Raw genomic sequence first — 17,497 nt, 5'->3', positions numbered from 1 at the left:
AATTCCGGACACTGTGGGAGTGGGGCGGCCGTCGCCACGGAGACGGCGGTGGGACGTGTCGTGCGTTGACGCGCGTCGACGTGCCGGAATTTCTCGTTCAATGCGGTACAAGACCCATTCCGCTTGTGCCGGGGAGGGCAGCCCAGGAGCCGCGAAGTGATTTTCCGTCCCGCCCCGGGCCGTAATGCCTGGCCGGATACCGTGCTCGCCACCCCTAGGTCCTTGGCGTGCGCACTTCAGCGCGCGATACGGTGCGGCCGGGATTTCACCGGGGGCATCCGCTCCCTGTCCCGATCAGAATTTGGGGGGACTGATGCAGATACGCAAGGTCGTTTTAGCGGCGAGCGGAGTGGTTTTCGCGTTCGCCCTGACGATTCCGGCGGCCGCGTCCGCCGACTCGCACGGCACCGTCACACGTACCGCGGATACCGCGGTGTCCGCACACAAGAGTGCGGCGTCCCGCTCATCCGCTGAGTCCGCCGAGAATTACTGGACTCCGCAGCGCATGCGCAGAGCCGTCGAGGCCGATACGCCCGCCGACGCCAAGGCGTCCCGGAAGGCGGCCGTCGACGCGACGGCCAAACCCTCTCAGCTCGCCAAACCGCAGAAGGCGACCACATCGAAGAAGGCCCGCGGAATCCGTATCGCGACCTCGATCGTGCAGGGGAAGGTCTTCTTCCACAACCCGACCAACGGCGGCGACTACGCCTGTTCCGCCGCGGCGGTCAACAATCCCACGAAGAACATGGTGTTCACCGCCGGGCACTGCGTCCACGGTGGCGCCGGCGGCACCTGGGCGACCAACTGGGTGTTCGTTCCCGCCTATTACAACGGCTCCCGGCCGTACGGAACCTGGTCCGCCAAGACGCTCACCTCGTTCAACGGCTGGATCAACAGCAGTGACCTGAACTACGACATCGGCGTGGCCAACGTCTGGGACAACGGTTCCAGCAAGCTGGTCAACACCGTCGGCGGCATGGGGCTCGGCTACAACTACGGGTACGTCAACACCGTGACCGTCTGGGGCTACCCGGCCGCCTTCGGCTACGACGGCGAGGTGCCCTACGTGTGCCAGAACATCGGCACCTGGCAGGACGGCTCCCGGGTGCAGAACGGGTGCACCATGGTCGAGGGCGCCAGCGGCGGCCCCTGGCTGCGGGACTACAACGAGACCACGGGACTGGGGACCGAGATCGGGGTCACCAGCACCCGGACCGATCCGCCCGCCTATATCGACAGCCCCTACTTCGACAACAAGATCCAGACGATCTACGACAACACCGCCAACGGCTGAGCATCACACCGCATTCGGCCGGGGCCCTCGCACCCACGGGTCCCGGCCTCCGGCATCGGGAGAGAACGCCATGCGCCCGCTCACTGCAGCCCTCCTCACCGCGGCGATCGCGGCAACCGGCATCGTCGCGGCCCTCGCCGTCACCGCCCGGGGCCAGGACGCCGTCGATCCCCCCGCCCCGGACACCCCGCGGACCCACCGGGCCGATCCGCCGGACCCCTCGTACTGGACACCGGAGCGGGTGCGCGACGCCCGGCCCGCGCCCATGCCCACCGACCCGCGCGCGGCAGGCGGGCGGCAATCGCCGCCATAGGTGCGTAGGGTGGCGCGGGTGCGAATAGCTGTGTCCTCCGGCCGCCGTGCCGGATACCGACCTTGGCCGGGGCGGATCCTGATCTCGGCGCTGGCGCTGTTGTCCCTCTTCTCCGTCTATGAGGACGTGACGGAGCGGATCGTCTTCGACCCGACCTTCGACACGGAGGCATTCGTCGGGGACTGGGTGCCGGTCTGCTCCGGAGCCCTGGCCGGGGCGATGGCCGTGCTGGCCGTGATGCGCGATTCCCGCTGGGTCCCGCGGGCCGCGCTGGTGGCTTGCGCCGGCACCTTCGTGGCCACGGTTGCCTACCACCTGCTGCCGGTGAACATGGTGACCAGCGAGAGCAGCGGCAGCGAACTCATGGGCCTGCTGGTCCTCCTCGCCGTGGCGGTGCGCCGCTGCACGCCCAGGTGGGCACCGGTGGTCGTGGCGGCCCTGGGCATCAGCGTGTTCTCCGTCCCGCTGCTGCGGGACTCGGATCCCGGCGACATCTCCGGCAGCACCGTGCTGGCCCTGGCCCTGGCCTTCGTCTGCGGCCTGGTACTGCGCCTCTACGACATCCAGCAGGAACGCACCGGACAGCTCGTCCGGCAGGAGGAACGGCTCGCGCTCGCCCGCGACCTGCACGACACCGTGGCCCATCAGGTGACCGCGATCGTGGTGCAGCTACAGGCCGTGCGCCATGTCACCGGCCGGGGCACCCCCGACCCGCGGATTCTGAACGAGATGCTCGAGGCCGTCGAGAACGCGGGCGGCGAGGCGCTGACGTCGATGCGGCGTCTGGTCGGTTCGATGCGCGGTGACGAGACCCCGAGGCATCCCGAGAACCTCGGCGAGGTGCTGACCCGCATCGTGGACGAGGCACGGGCGACGGGGCTGCCGATCCGGCTGGACCTCGGACGGGACCTGCCGGAGGACGTCCCCACGGAGGTCACCGGCGGGCTGAGCCGCGTCCTGCAGGAAGCCCTGACCAACGCCCAGCGCTATGCGCGCGGAGCGCGGTCGGTGGACGTGTCCGCCCGGGTCGCGGCGCGACACGCCGAACTGGTCGTCGAGGACGACGGACAAGGCTCACCGTCCGGACACCGCGGCAGCCTCGGCCGGCTCGGCGGCGGCTTCGGCATCATGGGCATGCGGGAGCGGATCGAGCTGCTCGGCGGCGCCTTCGAAGCGGGGCACCGCCCCGAGGGCGGGTGGCGTGTCCACGCCTCCGTGCCGCTGCACCCCGACGAGGCTTCACGGAACGCCCGTGCGCGCGGGCGGCACGCCGTACGATCCGGGTTGCGGCTACGGGAGGGCAGGACGACATGACCATACGCATCCTGGTCGCGGACGATCAGCACCTGGTGCGGGCCGGGTTCCGCATGGTGCTGTCGGCCGAGTCCGACATGGAGGTGGTGGCCGAGGCCGCCGACGGGGCCTCGGCCCTGTCGCTGGCCCGCGAGACGAGGCCGGACGTCTGCCTCGTGGACATCCGGATGCCTCCGCCCGACGGTCTGGAGGTCACCCGCCGACTGGCCGGCAGCGGTCATCCAGGAGCGCCGAAAGTGGTCGTGGTCACCACCTTCGACCTCGACGAATATGTGTATACGGCGCTGTCGAACGGAGCGTCGGGCTTCCTCCTCAAGGACGCCGGTCCTGCGCTGCTGACCGAGGCCGTCCGGGCGGCCGTCCGCGGGGACGCCATGGTCGCCCCGCAGATCACCCTCCGTCTGCTGCAGCACTTCACCAAGGCGCGGCGACGCGGCGCGTCCGAGCCGACCGATCCGCTGACCGACCGCGAGGAGGAGGTCATCCAGGGCATCGCCCGTGGACTGACCAACCCGGAGATCGCCGCCGAGCTGTACATCGCGCCCAGCACGGTCAAGACCCATCTGGGGTCGGTCCAGGCGAAGCTGGGCCTGCGCAACAGGGTCGAGGTCGCGGCCTGGGCGTTCCGCACGGGGCGTGCCGAATAGCGGTCCCGCCGTAGGAGTGTCCGGCCGGAAGGGCCGTCCCGCCGCGATCTCCCCCGATCGGAGGATGCGGTACCGGATGTTCGGGGGATCCGCACGAGGGTGGCCGGGCGGGAGGCTCATGGACGTCGCCATCAGCGGCGGCACCCTCTGCCACGAGGGGCAATCCACCGAGCGTCCACCGAGGATCGGCATGCACGCAAACCTGCCCCCTTCCGCCCCGGAGAGCTACGCGGCCCACGCCACCGACCTGACGAAGGTGTACGGCACGGGGGACACCCGTGTGGTGGCCCTCGACACGGTCACGGTCGGCTTCGTCCGGAGCCAGTTCACGGCGATCATGGGTCCGTCCGGGTCGGGGAAGTCCACCTTGATGCACTGCATGGCCGGTCTCGACTCGCTGTCCTTCGGATCGGTCCGCCTCGGCGACACGGAGATCGGCTCCCTGAACGACCGTCAGCTCACCCGGCTGCGCCGCGACCGCATCGGCTTCGTCTTCCAGGCGTTCAACCTGCTGCCCACCCTGAGCGCCGTGGAGAACATCACCCTCCCCATGGACATCGCCGGCCGTAAGCCGGAACGGGCCTGGCTGGAGAGCATCATCCAGACCGTCGGCCTGGCCGACCGGCTCTACCACCGGCCCGGCCAGCTCTCCGGCGGCCAGCAGCAGCGCGTCGCCATCGCCCGCGCGCTGGCCGGGCGGCCCGACATCGTCTTCGCCGACGAGCCCACCGGCAACCTGGACTCCCGCAGCGGGGCCGAGATCCTCGAGTTCCTGCGCGGCTCCACGAGCGCGCTGGGTCAGACCGTCGTCATGGTCACCCACGACCCCGTCGCCGCCTCCTACGCGGACCGTGTCGTCTTCCTCGCCGACGGGCGCATCGTCGACGAACTCCGCGCGCCCACCGCCGAGGCCGTCCTGGAGCGAATGGGACGCCTGACGCCGGCGCACCAGGTCTGACGTCCGGGCCCCGCTCCTGACACAGGCGCCCGGCGCCTGACGTCCGCTCACCACGCCTGACGCAGACGCTCCGCGCCTGACGCGCGCCCCGCTCCCCGCTCCCCGCTCCCCGAGCACCCCTCACCCGGCACCCTCCCGGAAGGCCGCCCGTGTTCCGCACCGCCTTGCGCAACGTCCTCGCGCACAAAGCCCGCCTGCTGATGACCATGCTCGCCGTTCTGCTCGGCGTTGCCTTCGTCGTGGGCACCCTCGTCTTCACCGACACCGTCGGCAACGCCTACAAGGAGCGCTACCTCACCACCCTGCGCAATGTCTCGGTCCAGGCCACCCCGCCGTTCGACGAGAAGGCCGGCGAGCCCGGAACCGTGGGGGAGGACACGCTGCGGCGTCTGCAACGGCTGCCCGGCGTGGCGTCCGTGACCGGCTCCGTCGAAGGGTCCGCCGCCGTGGCCGCGAAGGACGGCCACCCTCTCGGCGAGGACGACGTGACCATGGCGGGCAACTACTTCCCCCAGGCCGACGGCAAGGACAACCGCCACCCGCTGACCGTCGGACGCGCTCCCGCCGGGCCCGACGAGGTGCTGGTGGACACCAGCACCGCCGACCAGGGCGGCTACCAGGTCGGCGACACCGTCCGGCTGGCCGTCGACGGACCGGTGCTGCACAAGAGACTCGTCGGCATCGTCCGCACCGACGACACCTCCGGCTCCGGCGGCACCTCGGTGTTCTTCGACGACGCGACCGCGCAGAAGCTGTTGTTGAAGCCCGGCCAGTACGACGGAGTCTCCCTCGAGGCCGAGCGCGGCACCTCCGAGGAGCAGCTCGCGGCCGAGACGCGCGACCTGCTGCCCGAGAACTCCGAGATCAACACGGGGGCCCAACTGCGCGCGCAGCAGCAGGCCGATGCCGCCGAAGGGGCCAAAGGGCTCAGCCAGGTGCTGCTCGTCTTCGCGGCCATCGCCCTGTTCGTCGGCATCTTCGTCATCGGCAACACCTTCACCATGCTGGTCACCCAGCGCTCGCAGGAGATGGCCCTGATACGGGCCGTCGGCGCCGAGCGCCGCCAGGTGACCCGCTCCGTCCTCATCGAGGCCGCCCTGCTGGGGCTGTGCGCGGGGGCCGCGGGGTTCCTCCTCGGTATCGGCGTGGCCATGGGCATCCGGCAGCTGTTCGCGTCCACCGGATCCGGCTTCCCCGACGGGCCGCTGGTCGTCGCCCCGGGCACCGTACTGGTCTCGTTCCTGGTGGGCGTCGTCGTCACCATGCTCGCCGCCTATCTGCCCGCCCGCCGCGCCGCCGCCGTGCCTCCCGTGGCCGCCATGTCCGCGCTCCACACACCCCCGCCGATCCGCAGCCTCCGCAGGCGCAACGCCATCGGTGTCGCCCTGATCGTGATCGGTGTGCTCGGCGTGCTGTACACCGCGTCCAGCGGTGAGCGGGGCCGGACCACCGTCCTCTTCCCGGCCGTTCTGCTGCTCATCGGCATCATCGTGGTGACCCCGGCGCTCTCCGGCCCGGCCATCGCCCTGGCCGGGCCCCTGCTGCGCCGCTTCGGTGTCCCGGGCACGCTGGCCCCGCGCAACGCCCGGCGCAACCCCCGGCGCACCGCCTCCACGGCCTCGGCCCTGATGATCGGGCTGTCCATGGTCACCGGCCTCACGGTGGTCGCGGTGTCCGCCACGACATCGCTGCACCAGCGGGCGGAGAACACCGTCACGGCCGACTTCGAGATTTCGTCGAGGAGCAGCGGCCACCTGCCCGCGTCGGTCCATGACACCCTGGCGAAGTCCACGGCCGTGACCTCCTCCAGCCCACAGCGCCAGAGCGCCGTCCGGATCAGCGGCGACGAGGTGAACCTGACCGGTGTGGACCCCCGGAGCATCGGCGACCTCCTCGACCCGAGCTTCGCATCGGGGTCGCTCGCGGCACTGGGCGCGGACGGCGGCAAGAACCTGCTGATCGACACCTCCACGGCCGACATCCACGGATGGACCATGGGACAGCGGGTGCCGGTGGTCTACGGCGACGGCAGCGGGGGCACCCTGCGGATCGGCGGCATCTACCGCGACGACGAATTCCTCCCGGCCACCATGATGCCCCTGGCCACCCTCCAGCCCCATCTGAAGGAGATCGAGGACACCTCGGTCCTGGTGCACACCAAGGACGGCGACGGCGAGACGGTACGCCGGTCCCTCCGGCGCGCCCTCGACCAGAACCCCCTCATCCAGCTGCGGAACACCGACGACCTGGCCGAGTCCGCCGGCGGCGAGGCCATCACCCTGCTCCTCAACGTCCTGTACGGGCTGCTGGCCATGGCCGTGGTGATCGCCGTCCTGGGAGTCGTCAACACCCTCGCGATGTCCGTGTTCGAGCGCACCCGTGAGATCGGGATGCTGCGCGCGGTGGGGCTCCAGCCCGAGCAGGCCAAGCGGATGATCCACCTGGAGTCCGTCCTCATCTCGCTGTTCGGGGCTCTTCTGGGCATCGGCGCGGGCATCTTCCTCGGCTGGGCCGCGGGCCGGCTCGTCTCCGACAGCATCCAGGGGTACGAGATGGTCATCCCCTGGGGCCGCATCGCCGTGGCCCTCGCGGGCGCCGCGCTCGTCGGCGTCGTGGCGGGACTCTGGCCCGCCCGCCGGGCGGCCCGGCTGAACGTCCTCACGGCCCTCAAGGCGGACTGAGGCACGCGGGACGGCCTGGACCCGGGCGGCGGTCGGACCGGTGCCGCCACCGCCACGGGTGCCACCCGGCGCCTTCCCCCGAGCGCTCGGCGGTTGCCCGCCTGAGTGCTCAGGGGTTGCCGTAGGCGGCCACCATGATGTTCCGCGCCACCTCGTTCATCTCCTGGCCTTTGGCGTCCGTGGAGTTGACGCTGTAGACCAGGGTGCGCGAGCCGTCGCGGGTGGAGGCGATGCCGGCGTTGTAGCCCCAGCGGCCGCCCGTCTTGCCCCACACCTCACGGCCGCCCAGCTTCTTCATCGAGAGGCCGGCCGAGTACGCGGCGGGGTCGCCGGTTCCCCAGTCCGCCACTTTCGGCAGGGTGAACATCTCGCGCAGCAGCGGGCCGCGCACCACGTGTCCCTGGAACAGGGCCCTGGTGAACCGCTCCAGGTCCGCCGTGGTCGAGATGAGGTCACCGGCCGCCCAGCCGTCCGTCGCCCCCCACACCGACACATCGCGCAGACCGGTCGTGCCGTCGTCCAGCCGCATTGTCTGGTAGCCGTGGTTGTGCGGGCCGAGGATGCGCGGATCGGCCCCCGGGAGACAGGTGCCGCGCAGCCCCAGCGGCTTCAGGATCCGGCGGGCCACCTGGTGCTCGTACGAGTCGCCCGAGACCCGTTCGATGACCAGAGCGGCGATGGTGTAGCCGATGTTCAGATAGTGCTGCTTCTCGCCGGGCCGGAACTCGCGCTTCTTCGAGGTCGCCGAGCGGACCATGTCCTCGGGGTCATGGATCCGGAAGCGGTCGGCGTACCACTCCTCGACCGTGTCCCCGGGGAAGTCAGGGGCCGGGATGCCGTGCGTGTGATTGAGCAACTGCCGGACGGTGACCTTCCGGTACGACGCCGGGATCAGCTCCGGCAGATATGAACGGGCGCTGCGGTCCAGGTCGAGCGTGCCCTCGGTGGCCAGCTGCAGGGCGACCGCGGCCGTGAAGACCTTGGTCACGGAACCGGCGCGGAACCGGCCCGCCGGATCGGCCGGCCGGTTGGTCCTCAGGTCGTGCACACCCGAACCGCCTCTCCAGACGCCCTCGGAGCCCCCGACCCGTACCAGCGCGGCCGTCGCGTCCCGTGTCGGCAGACCCGCGATGGCGGCTTCCAGCGCCGGGATCCCGGACCGCGTGGGGTCCGCCGCGGACGAGGTGGCCGCGAGGGCCGGCGGTACCGCCGGGCCCGCCACGACGCCCAGGACAAGCGCTGCGGCCAGCAGCGTGCGTCTGGTGCCCTGCATGGTCAACTCCAGTGACAGGGGCGCGATATGAGCGCCGTATGAGCCGTTGTTCCCGATGGCTCCATCCTGGTGACCGGCGGTCTGCCGCGGATCGCCCGCGCGAGCGTGTTCCGGGTGTCAGTCCCTCGCCGACGCGGGGGAGGAACCGGGCCGGGACGCTCCCCCGGGCAGGGGGTCTCCGGCCGTGATCAGGCCCGTCTCGTACGCGCAGATCACCGCCTGGATCCGGTCCCGCAGCCCCAGCTTGGCGAGCACATTGCCGACATGCGTCTTGACCGTGTGATCGCTGACGACCAGCTCAGCCGCGATCTCGGCGTTCGACAGGCCGCGCGCGAGCAGCAGCAGTGTCTCCCGCTCCCGTGCGGTCAGCATGTCCAGGCGGGGATCGGGCCGCCGTGGCCGGGTGGTCGCCCGGGTGTACTGCTCCACCAGACGCCGGGCCACCGACGGCGCGAGCAGCGAGTCGCCCCGCGCCACCACCCGTACCGCGTGCACCAGGTCGTCCCTGCGCACATCCTTCAGCAGGAAGCCGCTCGCGCCCGCGTGCAGCGCTTCGTACACATACTCGTCGGAGTCGAAGGTCGTCAGCATCACCGTCCGGCAGGCGCCGTCCGCACCGATCTCGCGGCATGCCTCGATGCCGTCCATACCCGGCATCCGGATGTCGAGCAGCGCCACATCGGGCGCGTGCCGCCGCACCGCCTCGACGGCCTCGGCCCCGTCGCCCGCCTCCGCGATCACCTCGATGTCCGGCTGGGCGTCAAGGATCATGGAGAAGCCGCTGCGCACCAGCTCCTGGTCGTCGGCCACCACCACACGGATCGTCAACGCGCCACCTCCGCCGGGGAGAGTACGGGGAGGCGGACCCCTACCTCGAAGCCCCGGCCGTCCGGGCCCGGCCCGGTGACCGCCGTACCGCCGTGCGCCGCGGCCCGCTCGCGGACGCCGATCAGACCGTGGCCGCCACCGGAACCGGGCTGTGGTCCGCGCCCGTCGTCCAGCACCCGGATGTCCACGACGCCCTCACCATAGGTGAGGTGAACGGAGACGGTACGGGCTCCCGCGTGCTTGACCACGTTGGTCAGTGCCTCCTGGACGACCCGGAAGACGGCCGCCCCGGTGGCGTCCGGCAGCGGCCGTACGGCCCCCGCCGACTCGTACACGACTTCGAGGCCACTCGCCCGTACCCGGTCGAGAAGATCGGACAGACCGGCCAGGCCCGGCTGCGGCTCACGCGGGGCGCGGCCCGGCTCGTCGCCCGTGCGCAGCACTCCCAGCATCCGGCGCAGCTGGACCATCGCCTCCCGGCCCGTCGTGGAGATGGCGTCGAAGGCGGCCTCGGCCCGCTCCGGAGCCGTCCGCACGGCCACCGGACCGGCCTCCGCCTGCACGATCATCAGGCTCACCGCATGGGAGAGGATGTCGTGCATCTCCCGTGCGATCCTGGCCCGTTCGCGGGCGGCGGCCCGCTCCGCCTCGATCCGGTTCGCCCGCTGCCGGGCATCGGTCAGCCGACCGAAGACATAGGCCGCCGCGAACACGAAGAGGGAGAAGGTGAGCTCGCGCGCCGTCCGGGTGTTCAGCCACACCGACACCGGCACGGCAACCGCCAGCAGCCCCGCGGTGACCAGCCGCTTCCACGGCGGTGAGAGAACGGCGACCGTATGGACGATGACGAGCCCGGTGTAGGGCAGCGGCTGTCCGGGGCCTTCCACGGCCAGCTTGTACAGCGCGCTCGTCGCGATGATGGCGATCAGCACGGCGAGGGGAGCGCGCCGACGCCAGATCAGGGGGACGACGGTGAGCGTGGTCAGCCCGTAGGCGGGCCAGGTCGCCGGCTCCAGATCGGGTGACCGCGGCACCACGAACGGCATCGTCATGGCCGCCTGGACCAGGAGCGCGATCCCCAGGTCAACGGCCTGAGGATGGGCTGCTCCCAGCGACCGGCCCCGCTCCCACCACCCCCGCACAAAACAGGATGGTATCCGTTATGCCGCCGCCCGCAGGACGCGTGACGAATTCCTCCCGGCCACCATGATGCCGCCGGCCACTCTCCAGCCCCATCTGAAGGAGATCGAGGACACCTCGGTGCTGGTGTCCACCAAGGACGGTGACCGCGAAACGGTACGGTGGTCCCTCCAGCGCGCCCTCGGCCAGAGCCCCCTCGTCCAGTTGCGGAAGGCTCGCCTCCGACAGCATTCAGGGGTACGAGATGGTCATCCTCTGGGGCCGCATCGCCATGGCCCCCACGGGCGCCGCGCTCGTCGGCGTCGTGGCGGGACTCTGGCCCGCCCGCCGCGCGGACCGGCTGAACGTCCTCACGGCCCTCAAGGCGGACTGAGGCGCGTCGCGGGCGGATCGGGCGGAAGTGGCGCATAGCCTGAGGGCGTCCGCCGCGCCCGGTCCGCCGGGCCGCCCGCGGCGGGCGCCATTCTCCCGCCGCCAGGAGCCCGTCCTTCCGCCGCCTCCCAGGAGTTCGCACGATGGCCGTACGCCCGCACTGGCTCTTCGGCGATCAACTCGGCCCGCACTTCATCGACCACCGCCACCAGGGCCCCGATCCGCGGGCCCCGCTCATCATGATCGAGTCCTGGGCGGTGCTGCGCCGTCGTCGCTTCCACCGCGCCAAGGCCCATCTCCTGCTGTCCGCGATGCGGCACCGCGCGGCCGAACTCGGCGACCGCGTGCGGTACGTACGGGCGCGGACGTACCGCGAGGGGCTGGCCGAGGCCGCCGGGCGCGAGCCGGTGACCGTCTGCCGGCCGACGTCCCACGCCGCGCTGGGCCTGGTCGAGTCGCTCGCCCAGGTCCATGTGCTGCCCGCCAGGGGCTTTCTGACGCCGGGGGACGCCTTTGCCACATGGGCCGAGCAGCGCGCCCCGGGGCGGATGCGGATGGAGGACTTCTACCGCTGGGTGCGCCGTGAACACGAGCTGCTCATGGACGGCGATCAGCCCGCCGGCGGTCGCTGGAACCTGGACCGGGAGAACCGGGAGCCCCCGCCCCACGGCGCCCGCACCCTCGGAGCACCCGACCCGTGGCGCCCCGAGGAGGATGAGATCGACGACGAGGTCCGGCACGATCTGGACCGTTGGGAGCGCGAGGGCCGGGTGTCCTTCGTCGGACGCGACGGCCCACGGTGCTTCCCCGCCACCCGCCGGGAGGCACTGGCATCCCTGCGCCACTTCATCGCACACCGGCTGCCGTGGTTCGGCCCGTACGAGGACGCGATGCTCGCGGCGGATCCCGTGCTGAGCCACAGCCTGCTCTCGGCACCGTTGAACCTCGGGCTGCTGCACCCGGCCGAGTGCGTGGACCGGGCCGAGCGGGCGTGGCGCGCCGGCGACGCGCCCCTGAACAGCGTCGAGGGGTTCATCCGGCAGATCGCCGGATGGCGCGAGTACATCTGGCACGTCTACTGGTGGTTCGGCCCCGACTACCGTGGCCACAACGCCCTCGGCCACACCGAGCCGCTGCCTCGCTGGTTCCTCGACCTCGACGCCGACGCGGTCACCGCCCGCTGCCTGCGCCACGCGCTGAAACAGGTCCGGGACACCGGATGGACCCACCACATCCCCCGGCTGATGGTGCTCGGCAGCCGCGCGCTCCAGGACGGCTGGGACCCGGCGGCGGTCACGGACTGGTTCCACCGCTGCTTCGTCGATGGATATGACTGGGTGATGCTGCCGAACGTCGTGGGGATGTCCCAGTACGCCGACGGCGGCCTGATGACCACCAAGCCGTACACCTCCGGCGGAGCGTACATCGACCGGATGAGCGACCTGTGCGGCCCCTGCGCCTACCGCCCGAGGGACCGCACCGGCGAGCGCGCCTGCCCCTACACCACCGGCTACTGGTCCTTCCTGCACCGCCATCGCGGCCCGCTCTCCGGCAACCACCGCATGGCCAGGGCGGTTCGGGGCCTGGACCGGCTGGCCGATCTGCCCGAGGTGCTCGCGACGGCACAGGCGCGGGGCGCCGCACCGCCATGAGGGGGATGGCGTCAGGCCGCCGCCAGCAGGACGCGTGCTGCTTCCTTCGCCTGGTGCGCGGGTTCGGGGCTGCCGGTGATGGCGGCGGTGGTGATGGCGCCTTCGGCGAGAAGTGCCAAGTGGCCGGAGAGCGGGGCCGGTTTGCCCGCGGCCGCCGTCAGCTCGGCGAGGTAGCCGAAGAACGCCTCCTTGTGGGCGCGTGCCGTCTCGGCCACGGGCGAGGAGGTGGCGCCGAGCTCCCCGAAGGAGTTGCTGAAGGCGCAACCCCGGAAGTCCGGCTCGCCGAACCACTCGTGGAGCCAGTCGAAGACCGCGAGGATGCGTTCCTCAGGTGTGTCCTGGGAATCGGCGTACGCGGCCAGCCTCTGACGCCAGCGGATGTCGCGCCGCCGCAGATAGGCCTGTATGAGCTCCCCTTTGGACGGGAAGAGTTGGTACAGCCGTTTGAGGGAGACGCCGGAGGCGGAACGGATCTCGTCCATGCCCACGGCCTGGAGCCCCCGTCCGTAGAACAGGGTTTCGGCCGCGTCGAGGATCCGGAGCTCCGCGGTCTCGGGACTGATCATTTCGCCGCTCTCCTGGTGCGCCGGTCGGTCAGGGTGCCGGTCGGTCAGAGGCCGAGGTCGCTCAGCCCGGGGTGGTCGTCGGGGCGGCGTCCGAGCGGCCAGTGGTAGAGACGCTCCGACTCCTTGATCGGGAGGTCGTTGATGCACGCGTAGCGCAGCCGCATCAGACCGGCGTCGTCGAATTCCCAGTTCTCGTTGCCGTAGGAGCGGAACCAGTTGCCGGAGTCGTCGTGGCATTCGTAGGCGAAGCGCACGGCGATGCGGTTGCCGTCGTGGGCCCACAGCTCCTTGATGAGCCGGTAGTCCAGCTCGCGCGCCCATTTGCGGGTGAGGAAGGCGATGATCTCGTCGCGCCCGGTGACGAACTCCGCGCGGTTCCGCCAGCGCGAGTCGACGGTGTAGGCCAGGGCGACCTTCTCCGGGTCGCGGGAGTTCCAGCCGTCTTCGGCCAGACGGACCTTCTGGACTGCGGTCTCCCGGGTGAACGGGGGGAACGGAGGACGTGGGGCGTCGGTCACAGCGTCTCCTTGTGGGTCGTTGGAGCGGGGCGGGGAAAGGGAGAACGAACATTCTCCCCTTCTGGTGCGAGTGTAGGAGAACGATGGTTCTCGCGCAAGGACCGGCCTGCGGCCTCCCTGGTGGCGGGGGTGGTGATCAGACATTCTCGGGGGGCGGGTACCGTGCTAGCGGAAGCACCGTGCTCGACGACGAGGCAGGGGACCGGGCGTGTTGATCGATGATCTGCGGCAGGAGCTGCCGGACGGCCGCATGGTCGAGGACCCCGGCGTCGCCGCCGGTTTCGTCCACGACGAGGCGGAGTGGGCGCCGTACGGCACGCCACTCGTGGTGGTGCGGCCACGTACGGCGCTGGAAGTGCGTGCCGTGGTGCGGGCCTGTGTGCGGCACGGCGTTCCGCTGGTCACCCGGGGCGCGGGCACCGGCCTCTCCGGTGGTGCCAACGCCGTCGAGGGCTGTGTGGTGCTCTCCACCGAGGCCATGGACACCATCCACGAGATCGACCCCGTGGAGCGCCTCGCGGTCGTCGGACCGGGTGTGGTCAACGACGATCTGCGGGCCGCCTGCGCCGAGCAGGGCCTCTGGTACCCGCCGGACCCGGCGAGCGCGCCCTGGTCCACCATCGGCGGCAATGTGGCGACCAACGCGGGCGGCCTGTGCTGTGTGAAGTACGGCGTCACCCGCGACTATGTGCTCGGTCTGGAGATGGTGACCGGCACCGGTGAGCTCGTGCGGCTCGGCCGCAGGACCGCCAAGGGGGTCGCCGGATACGACCTGGCGGGGCTGATGGTCGGCTCCGAAGGCACCCTGGGAGTGATCACCGAGATCACGGTGCGGCTGCGGCCGCGGCGGGAGGCCGAGCGCACGGTCGCCGGATACTTCTCCTCGGTCGTGGCGGCGGGACGCGCGGTCGCCGCGATCGGGGCCGCGGGGCTCACCCCGTCCGCGCTGGAGCTGATCGACCGGCACTGCCTGGCGGCGGTCGACAAGTGGAAGAACATGGGTCTGTCCGTCGACGCGGACGTGGTGCTCCTCGGCCGTACGGACGCCCCGGGCCCGGCCGGGGCGCAGGAGGCCGAGCGCATGCTCGCCTGTTTCGAGGAGGCGGGGGCGACCTGGGCCGCGCAGTCCACGGACCAGGAGGAGGCCGACGCGCTGTTCTCGGCCAGGCGGCTCGCCTATCCGGCGCTGGAGCGGCTGGGCCCGGTGCTCACCGAGGACGTCTGCGTGCCCAAGGCGGCCGTACCGGAGATGCTGGCGCGGATCGAGCGCGCCGCAACCCGCCATGACACGCTCATCGCCAACATCGCCCACGCCGGTGACGGCAACCTCCACCCGCTGCTGATCACCCAGCCCGGCGACACGGCGGCCCAGGAGCGGGCCCAGGCCGCCTTCCACGACATCATCGCTGACGCCATCGACCTCGGCGGCACGGTCACCGGCGAACACGGGGTGGGCCTGCTGAAGCGGGACGGTCTGGAGCGGGAGCTCACACCGGCCGTTCTGGAGATGCACCGCGCCGTCAAGGCGGCCCTCGACCCGCACGGGATTCTCAACCCGGGCAAGGTCATCGCAGGCGGCTGAGTGCGTGCGGGCGAGCGGACGTCGCTCCGGCCCGCCTCACTCCAACCGTCTCACTCCCGTCGGGGATCACTCCAGACCGCCGCGCTTCACGAGCTGAGCCGCGATCACATTGCGCTGGATCTCGTTGGTGCCCTCACCGACGATCATCAGGGGCGCGTCGCGGAAGTAGCGCTCCACGTCGAACTCGGTGGAATAGCCGTAACCACCGTGGATGCGCACGGCGTTGAGCGTGATCTCCATGGCGGTCTCGGAGGCGAAGAGCTTCGCCATGCCCGCCTCCATGTCCACGCGCCGCCCCGCGTCGGCCTCCCGCGCGGCGTACAGGGTGAGTTGACGGGCCGCGGTCAGCGCGGTGGCCATGTCGGCGAGGTAGTTGCCGATCGACTGGTGTTGCCAGATCGGCTTGCCGAACGACTCGCGTTCCTGGGCGTAGGCCAGCGCGTCCTCCAGCGCCGCCCGGCCGACGCCGAGCGCACGGGAGGCGACCTGCAGCCGCCCGGTTTCCAGCCCCTTCATCATCTGGGCGAACCCCTTGCCCTCCACCCCGCCCAGAACGGCGTCGGCCGGGGCCCGGTAGCCGTCGAACGACAACTCGCAGCTCTCGACGCCCTTGTAGCCCAGCTTGGGCAGATCGCGGGAGACCGTCAGACCGGGCCCGTGCTCGACCAGCAGGATGGAGATGCCCCGGTGCGCGGGGGTGGCGTCGGGGTCGGTCTTGCAGAGCAGGGCGATCAGCCCGGAGCGGCGGGAGTTGGTGATCCAGGTCTTGGAGCCGTCCACCACATAGCCGTCCGCGTCCTTACGGGCGACCGTGCGCATCGCCTGGAGGTCGGAGCCGCCGCCCGGTTCGGTCAGCGCCATGGTGGCCCGGATCTCGCCGGTGGCCATCTTCGGCAGATAGCGGCGCTTCTGCTCCTCGGTGCCGAAGCGCAGCAGGAGGGTGGAGACCACGGTATGGCCGCCCATCGCACCGGCCAGGCTCATCCAGCCACGGGCGAGTTCCTCGGTGATCAGGACATAACACGGGGTGGAGACAGGGGTGCCGCCGTACTCCTCCGGGATGGCGAGCCCGAAGACGCCGAGCTGTTTCATCCGCTCGATCAGGGCCTCGGGGTAGGTGTTGCTGTGCTCCAGCTCCCGGACGACCGGTTTGACGTCGTTGTCCACGAAGTCGCGCACCGTCCTGACGATGAACCGCTCGTCCTCGGACACGATGTCGAGGGTGCTCATGCTCTGACGCTCCTGTGAGACGGGAAGACGGGGGAGGCGGGATTGCCTTCCGAGCTGCATCATGGATACTCATGGAGGTCTCAGTGAAATAGCAATGCGTGATACGTCCATCCCGGGCGGGCGCGGATGGCTGGAGAGCGAGCGTTGGACGTCAGACAACTCAAGGCACTCGTCACGGTCGCCGAGGTCGGCAGCGTCACCCGGGCCGCGGAGTTGCTGCATCTGGTCCAGCCCGCGGTCACCCGGCAGATCCGCACCCTGGAGGAGGAGCTGGGCGTCCCCCTCTTCGAGCGGACCCGGCAGGGCATGCGGCCCACCGAGGCCGGCGCGATCATGGCCGACCGCGCTCGCCGCGCCCTGAACGAGCTGGAGCGCGCCCGTGCCGAGGTCCAGCCGACCCCGGGCGTGGTGACCGGCATCGTCACCGTGGGCCTGCTGGAGAGCACCACCGATCTGCTGGCGGAGCCGCTGGTGTCCGCTCTGGCCCGGGACCATCCCGGTATCGAGCTGCGCCTGATGACGGCGTACTCCGGGCACCTCCAGCAATGGCTGGACGACGGCGACCTGGACCTCACGCTGCTCTACAACCTGGCCGACACACCGTCGCTGAACCTTCGCCCCCTGGTGCGCGAGCGGCTGTGGGTGGTCGCGCCGCCGTCCGCGGGGCTGCGTGGCGATCAGCCCGTCCCCTTCGCGCGGGCCGCCGAGCATCCGCTGGTCTTGCCCGCGGCCGGGCACGCCCTGCGCAGCCTGATCGACGGGGCCGCCGGACGGGCCGCGGTCGAGATGGACATCGCCGTGCAGACCAACTCCATGCGGGTGCAGAAGCAACTCGTCCGGGCCGGGCACGGCTGGACCATCCTGCCGGGGCTGGGCATCGCCGAGGACGCGGCCGATGGCACACTCGGCGCGGCACCGCTGTGCGAACCCGGCGTATGGCGCTCGATCGTCCTCGGGATGTCGAGAGCCGGGCGGACACCCCCGGCGGTGGAGGCCGTCGCCCGGGAGCTGCTCCACCAGATCACCTCGGCCGTGGACCAGGAGCGGTGGCCCTCCGCCCGGCTGCACACGCGGGCCGCACCCACCGGCGACACCTGAAGCCGGAATCCCAACCCCGATACCTGAAGCC

At 71.1% G+C, this 17,497-nt stretch carries 16 protein-coding genes; 10 read left to right on the top strand and 6 right to left on the bottom strand.

Translation table 11 applies throughout. The features are described from left to right. The first annotated feature begins 313 nt into the window (after positions 1-313). The 6 genes from AS97_RS04760 (at position 314) to AS97_RS04735 (ending at position 7,207) form a co-directional block, all read left to right on the top strand. On the top strand, positions 314-1,294 hold the full coding sequence (locus AS97_RS04760; RefSeq protein WP_210564384.1) for a hypothetical protein: 981 nt from the start codon (positions 314-316) through the stop codon (positions 1,292-1,294). 70 nt (positions 1,295-1,364) lie between these two features. After that, a complete protein-coding gene (locus AS97_RS04755; protein ID WP_210564383.1) occupies positions 1,365-1,607 on the top strand; it encodes a hypothetical protein in 243 nt (80 codons plus the stop codon). Positions 1,608-1,625: 18 nt separating this feature from the next. Beyond that, positions 1,626-2,921, top strand: coding sequence for a histidine kinase (locus AS97_RS04750; protein ID WP_125755400.1), 1,296 nt, complete (start codon positions 1,626-1,628; stop codon positions 2,919-2,921). Then, positions 2,918-3,568, top strand: a complete 651-nt coding sequence (locus AS97_RS04745; protein WP_059144804.1) for a response regulator transcription factor — start codon at positions 2,918-2,920, stop codon at positions 3,566-3,568. The genes AS97_RS04750 and AS97_RS04745 overlap by 4 nt, the downstream gene beginning before the upstream one ends. A 190-nt stretch (positions 3,569-3,758) precedes the next feature. Beyond that, entirely contained in the window at positions 3,759-4,526 is a 768-nt protein-coding gene (locus tag AS97_RS04740) for an ABC transporter ATP-binding protein (protein WP_210567140.1), read from the top strand. A gap of 149 nt (positions 4,527-4,675) precedes the next feature. After that, on the top strand, positions 4,676-7,207 hold the full coding sequence (locus AS97_RS04735; protein ID WP_125755404.1) for an FtsX family ABC transporter permease: 2,532 nt from the start codon (positions 4,676-4,678) through the stop codon (positions 7,205-7,207). Between the two features lie 109 nt (positions 7,208-7,316). Here AS97_RS04735 and AS97_RS04730 read toward each other — a convergent pair whose 3' ends face one another. The 3 genes from AS97_RS04730 to AS97_RS04720 form a co-directional block, all read right to left on the bottom strand. Continuing rightward, the gene (locus AS97_RS04730) at positions 7,317-8,480 is read right to left on the bottom strand and encodes a serine hydrolase domain-containing protein (protein WP_125755406.1); all 1,164 of its coding nucleotides are present in this window, start codon (positions 8,478-8,480) and stop codon (positions 7,317-7,319) included. Between the two features lie 117 nt (positions 8,481-8,597). Next, positions 8,598-9,308 (bottom strand): response regulator transcription factor, encoded by a 711-nt coding sequence (locus tag AS97_RS04725; RefSeq protein WP_059144801.1) that lies wholly within the window; start codon positions 9,306-9,308, stop codon positions 8,598-8,600. After that, on the bottom strand, positions 9,305-10,354 hold the full coding sequence (locus tag AS97_RS04720) for a histidine kinase (RefSeq protein ID WP_247204768.1): 1,050 nt from the start codon (positions 10,352-10,354) through the stop codon (positions 9,305-9,307). The genes AS97_RS04725 and AS97_RS04720 overlap by 4 nt, the downstream gene beginning before the upstream one ends. Before the next feature lie 338 nt (positions 10,355-10,692). On the opposite strand from AS97_RS04720, the gene AS97_RS48450 reads away from it, so the two are divergent. Next, complete coding sequence (locus tag AS97_RS48450; RefSeq protein WP_260612961.1) at positions 10,693-10,821, top strand: hypothetical protein; 129 nt, start codon at positions 10,693-10,695, stop codon at positions 10,819-10,821. A gap of 142 nt (positions 10,822-10,963) precedes the next feature. Beyond that, positions 10,964-12,472, top strand: a complete 1,509-nt coding sequence (locus AS97_RS04710) for a cryptochrome/photolyase family protein (RefSeq protein ID WP_125755408.1) — start codon at positions 10,964-10,966, stop codon at positions 12,470-12,472. A gap of 11 nt (positions 12,473-12,483) precedes the next feature. On the opposite strand, the gene AS97_RS04705 is transcribed toward AS97_RS04710, so the two are convergent. Together AS97_RS04705 and AS97_RS04700 are read right to left on the bottom strand one after the other, a co-directional pair. Next, the gene (locus tag AS97_RS04705; protein WP_185929652.1) at positions 12,484-13,038 is read right to left on the bottom strand and encodes a TetR/AcrR family transcriptional regulator; all 555 of its coding nucleotides are present in this window, start codon (positions 13,036-13,038) and stop codon (positions 12,484-12,486) included. Positions 13,039-13,082: 44 nt separating this feature from the next. Further along, positions 13,083-13,556, bottom strand: a complete 474-nt coding sequence (locus tag AS97_RS04700; RefSeq protein ID WP_059144797.1) for a nuclear transport factor 2 family protein — start codon at positions 13,554-13,556, stop codon at positions 13,083-13,085. 250 nt (positions 13,557-13,806) lie between these two features. Here AS97_RS04700 and AS97_RS04695 point away from each other — a divergent pair, with 250 nt between their 5' ends. Further along, positions 13,807-15,138: an FAD-linked oxidase C-terminal domain-containing protein gene (locus AS97_RS04695; protein ID WP_247204767.1), complete on the top strand. Its 1,332-nt coding sequence runs from the start codon at positions 13,807-13,809 to the stop codon at positions 15,136-15,138. Positions 15,139-15,204: 66 nt separating this feature from the next. On the opposite strand, the gene AS97_RS04690 is transcribed toward AS97_RS04695, so the two are convergent. Beyond that, entirely contained in the window at positions 15,205-16,368 is a 1,164-nt protein-coding gene (locus AS97_RS04690; protein WP_125755415.1) for an acyl-CoA dehydrogenase family protein, read from the bottom strand. A gap of 144 nt (positions 16,369-16,512) precedes the next feature. On the opposite strand from AS97_RS04690, the gene AS97_RS04685 reads away from it, so the two are divergent. Then, positions 16,513-17,466, top strand: coding sequence for a LysR family transcriptional regulator (locus tag AS97_RS04685; RefSeq protein WP_059144794.1), 954 nt, complete (start codon positions 16,513-16,515; stop codon positions 17,464-17,466). Positions 17,467-17,497: the final 31 nt, after the last annotated feature.

The organism is Streptomyces sp. AgN23, assembly GCF_001598115.1.
Lineage (GTDB): Bacteria > Actinomycetota > Actinomycetes > Streptomycetales > Streptomycetaceae > Streptomyces > Streptomyces antimycoticus.
The sequence above is the reverse complement of the archived record's forward strand: the minus strand, read 5'-3'. Positions and strand labels throughout refer to the sequence as shown.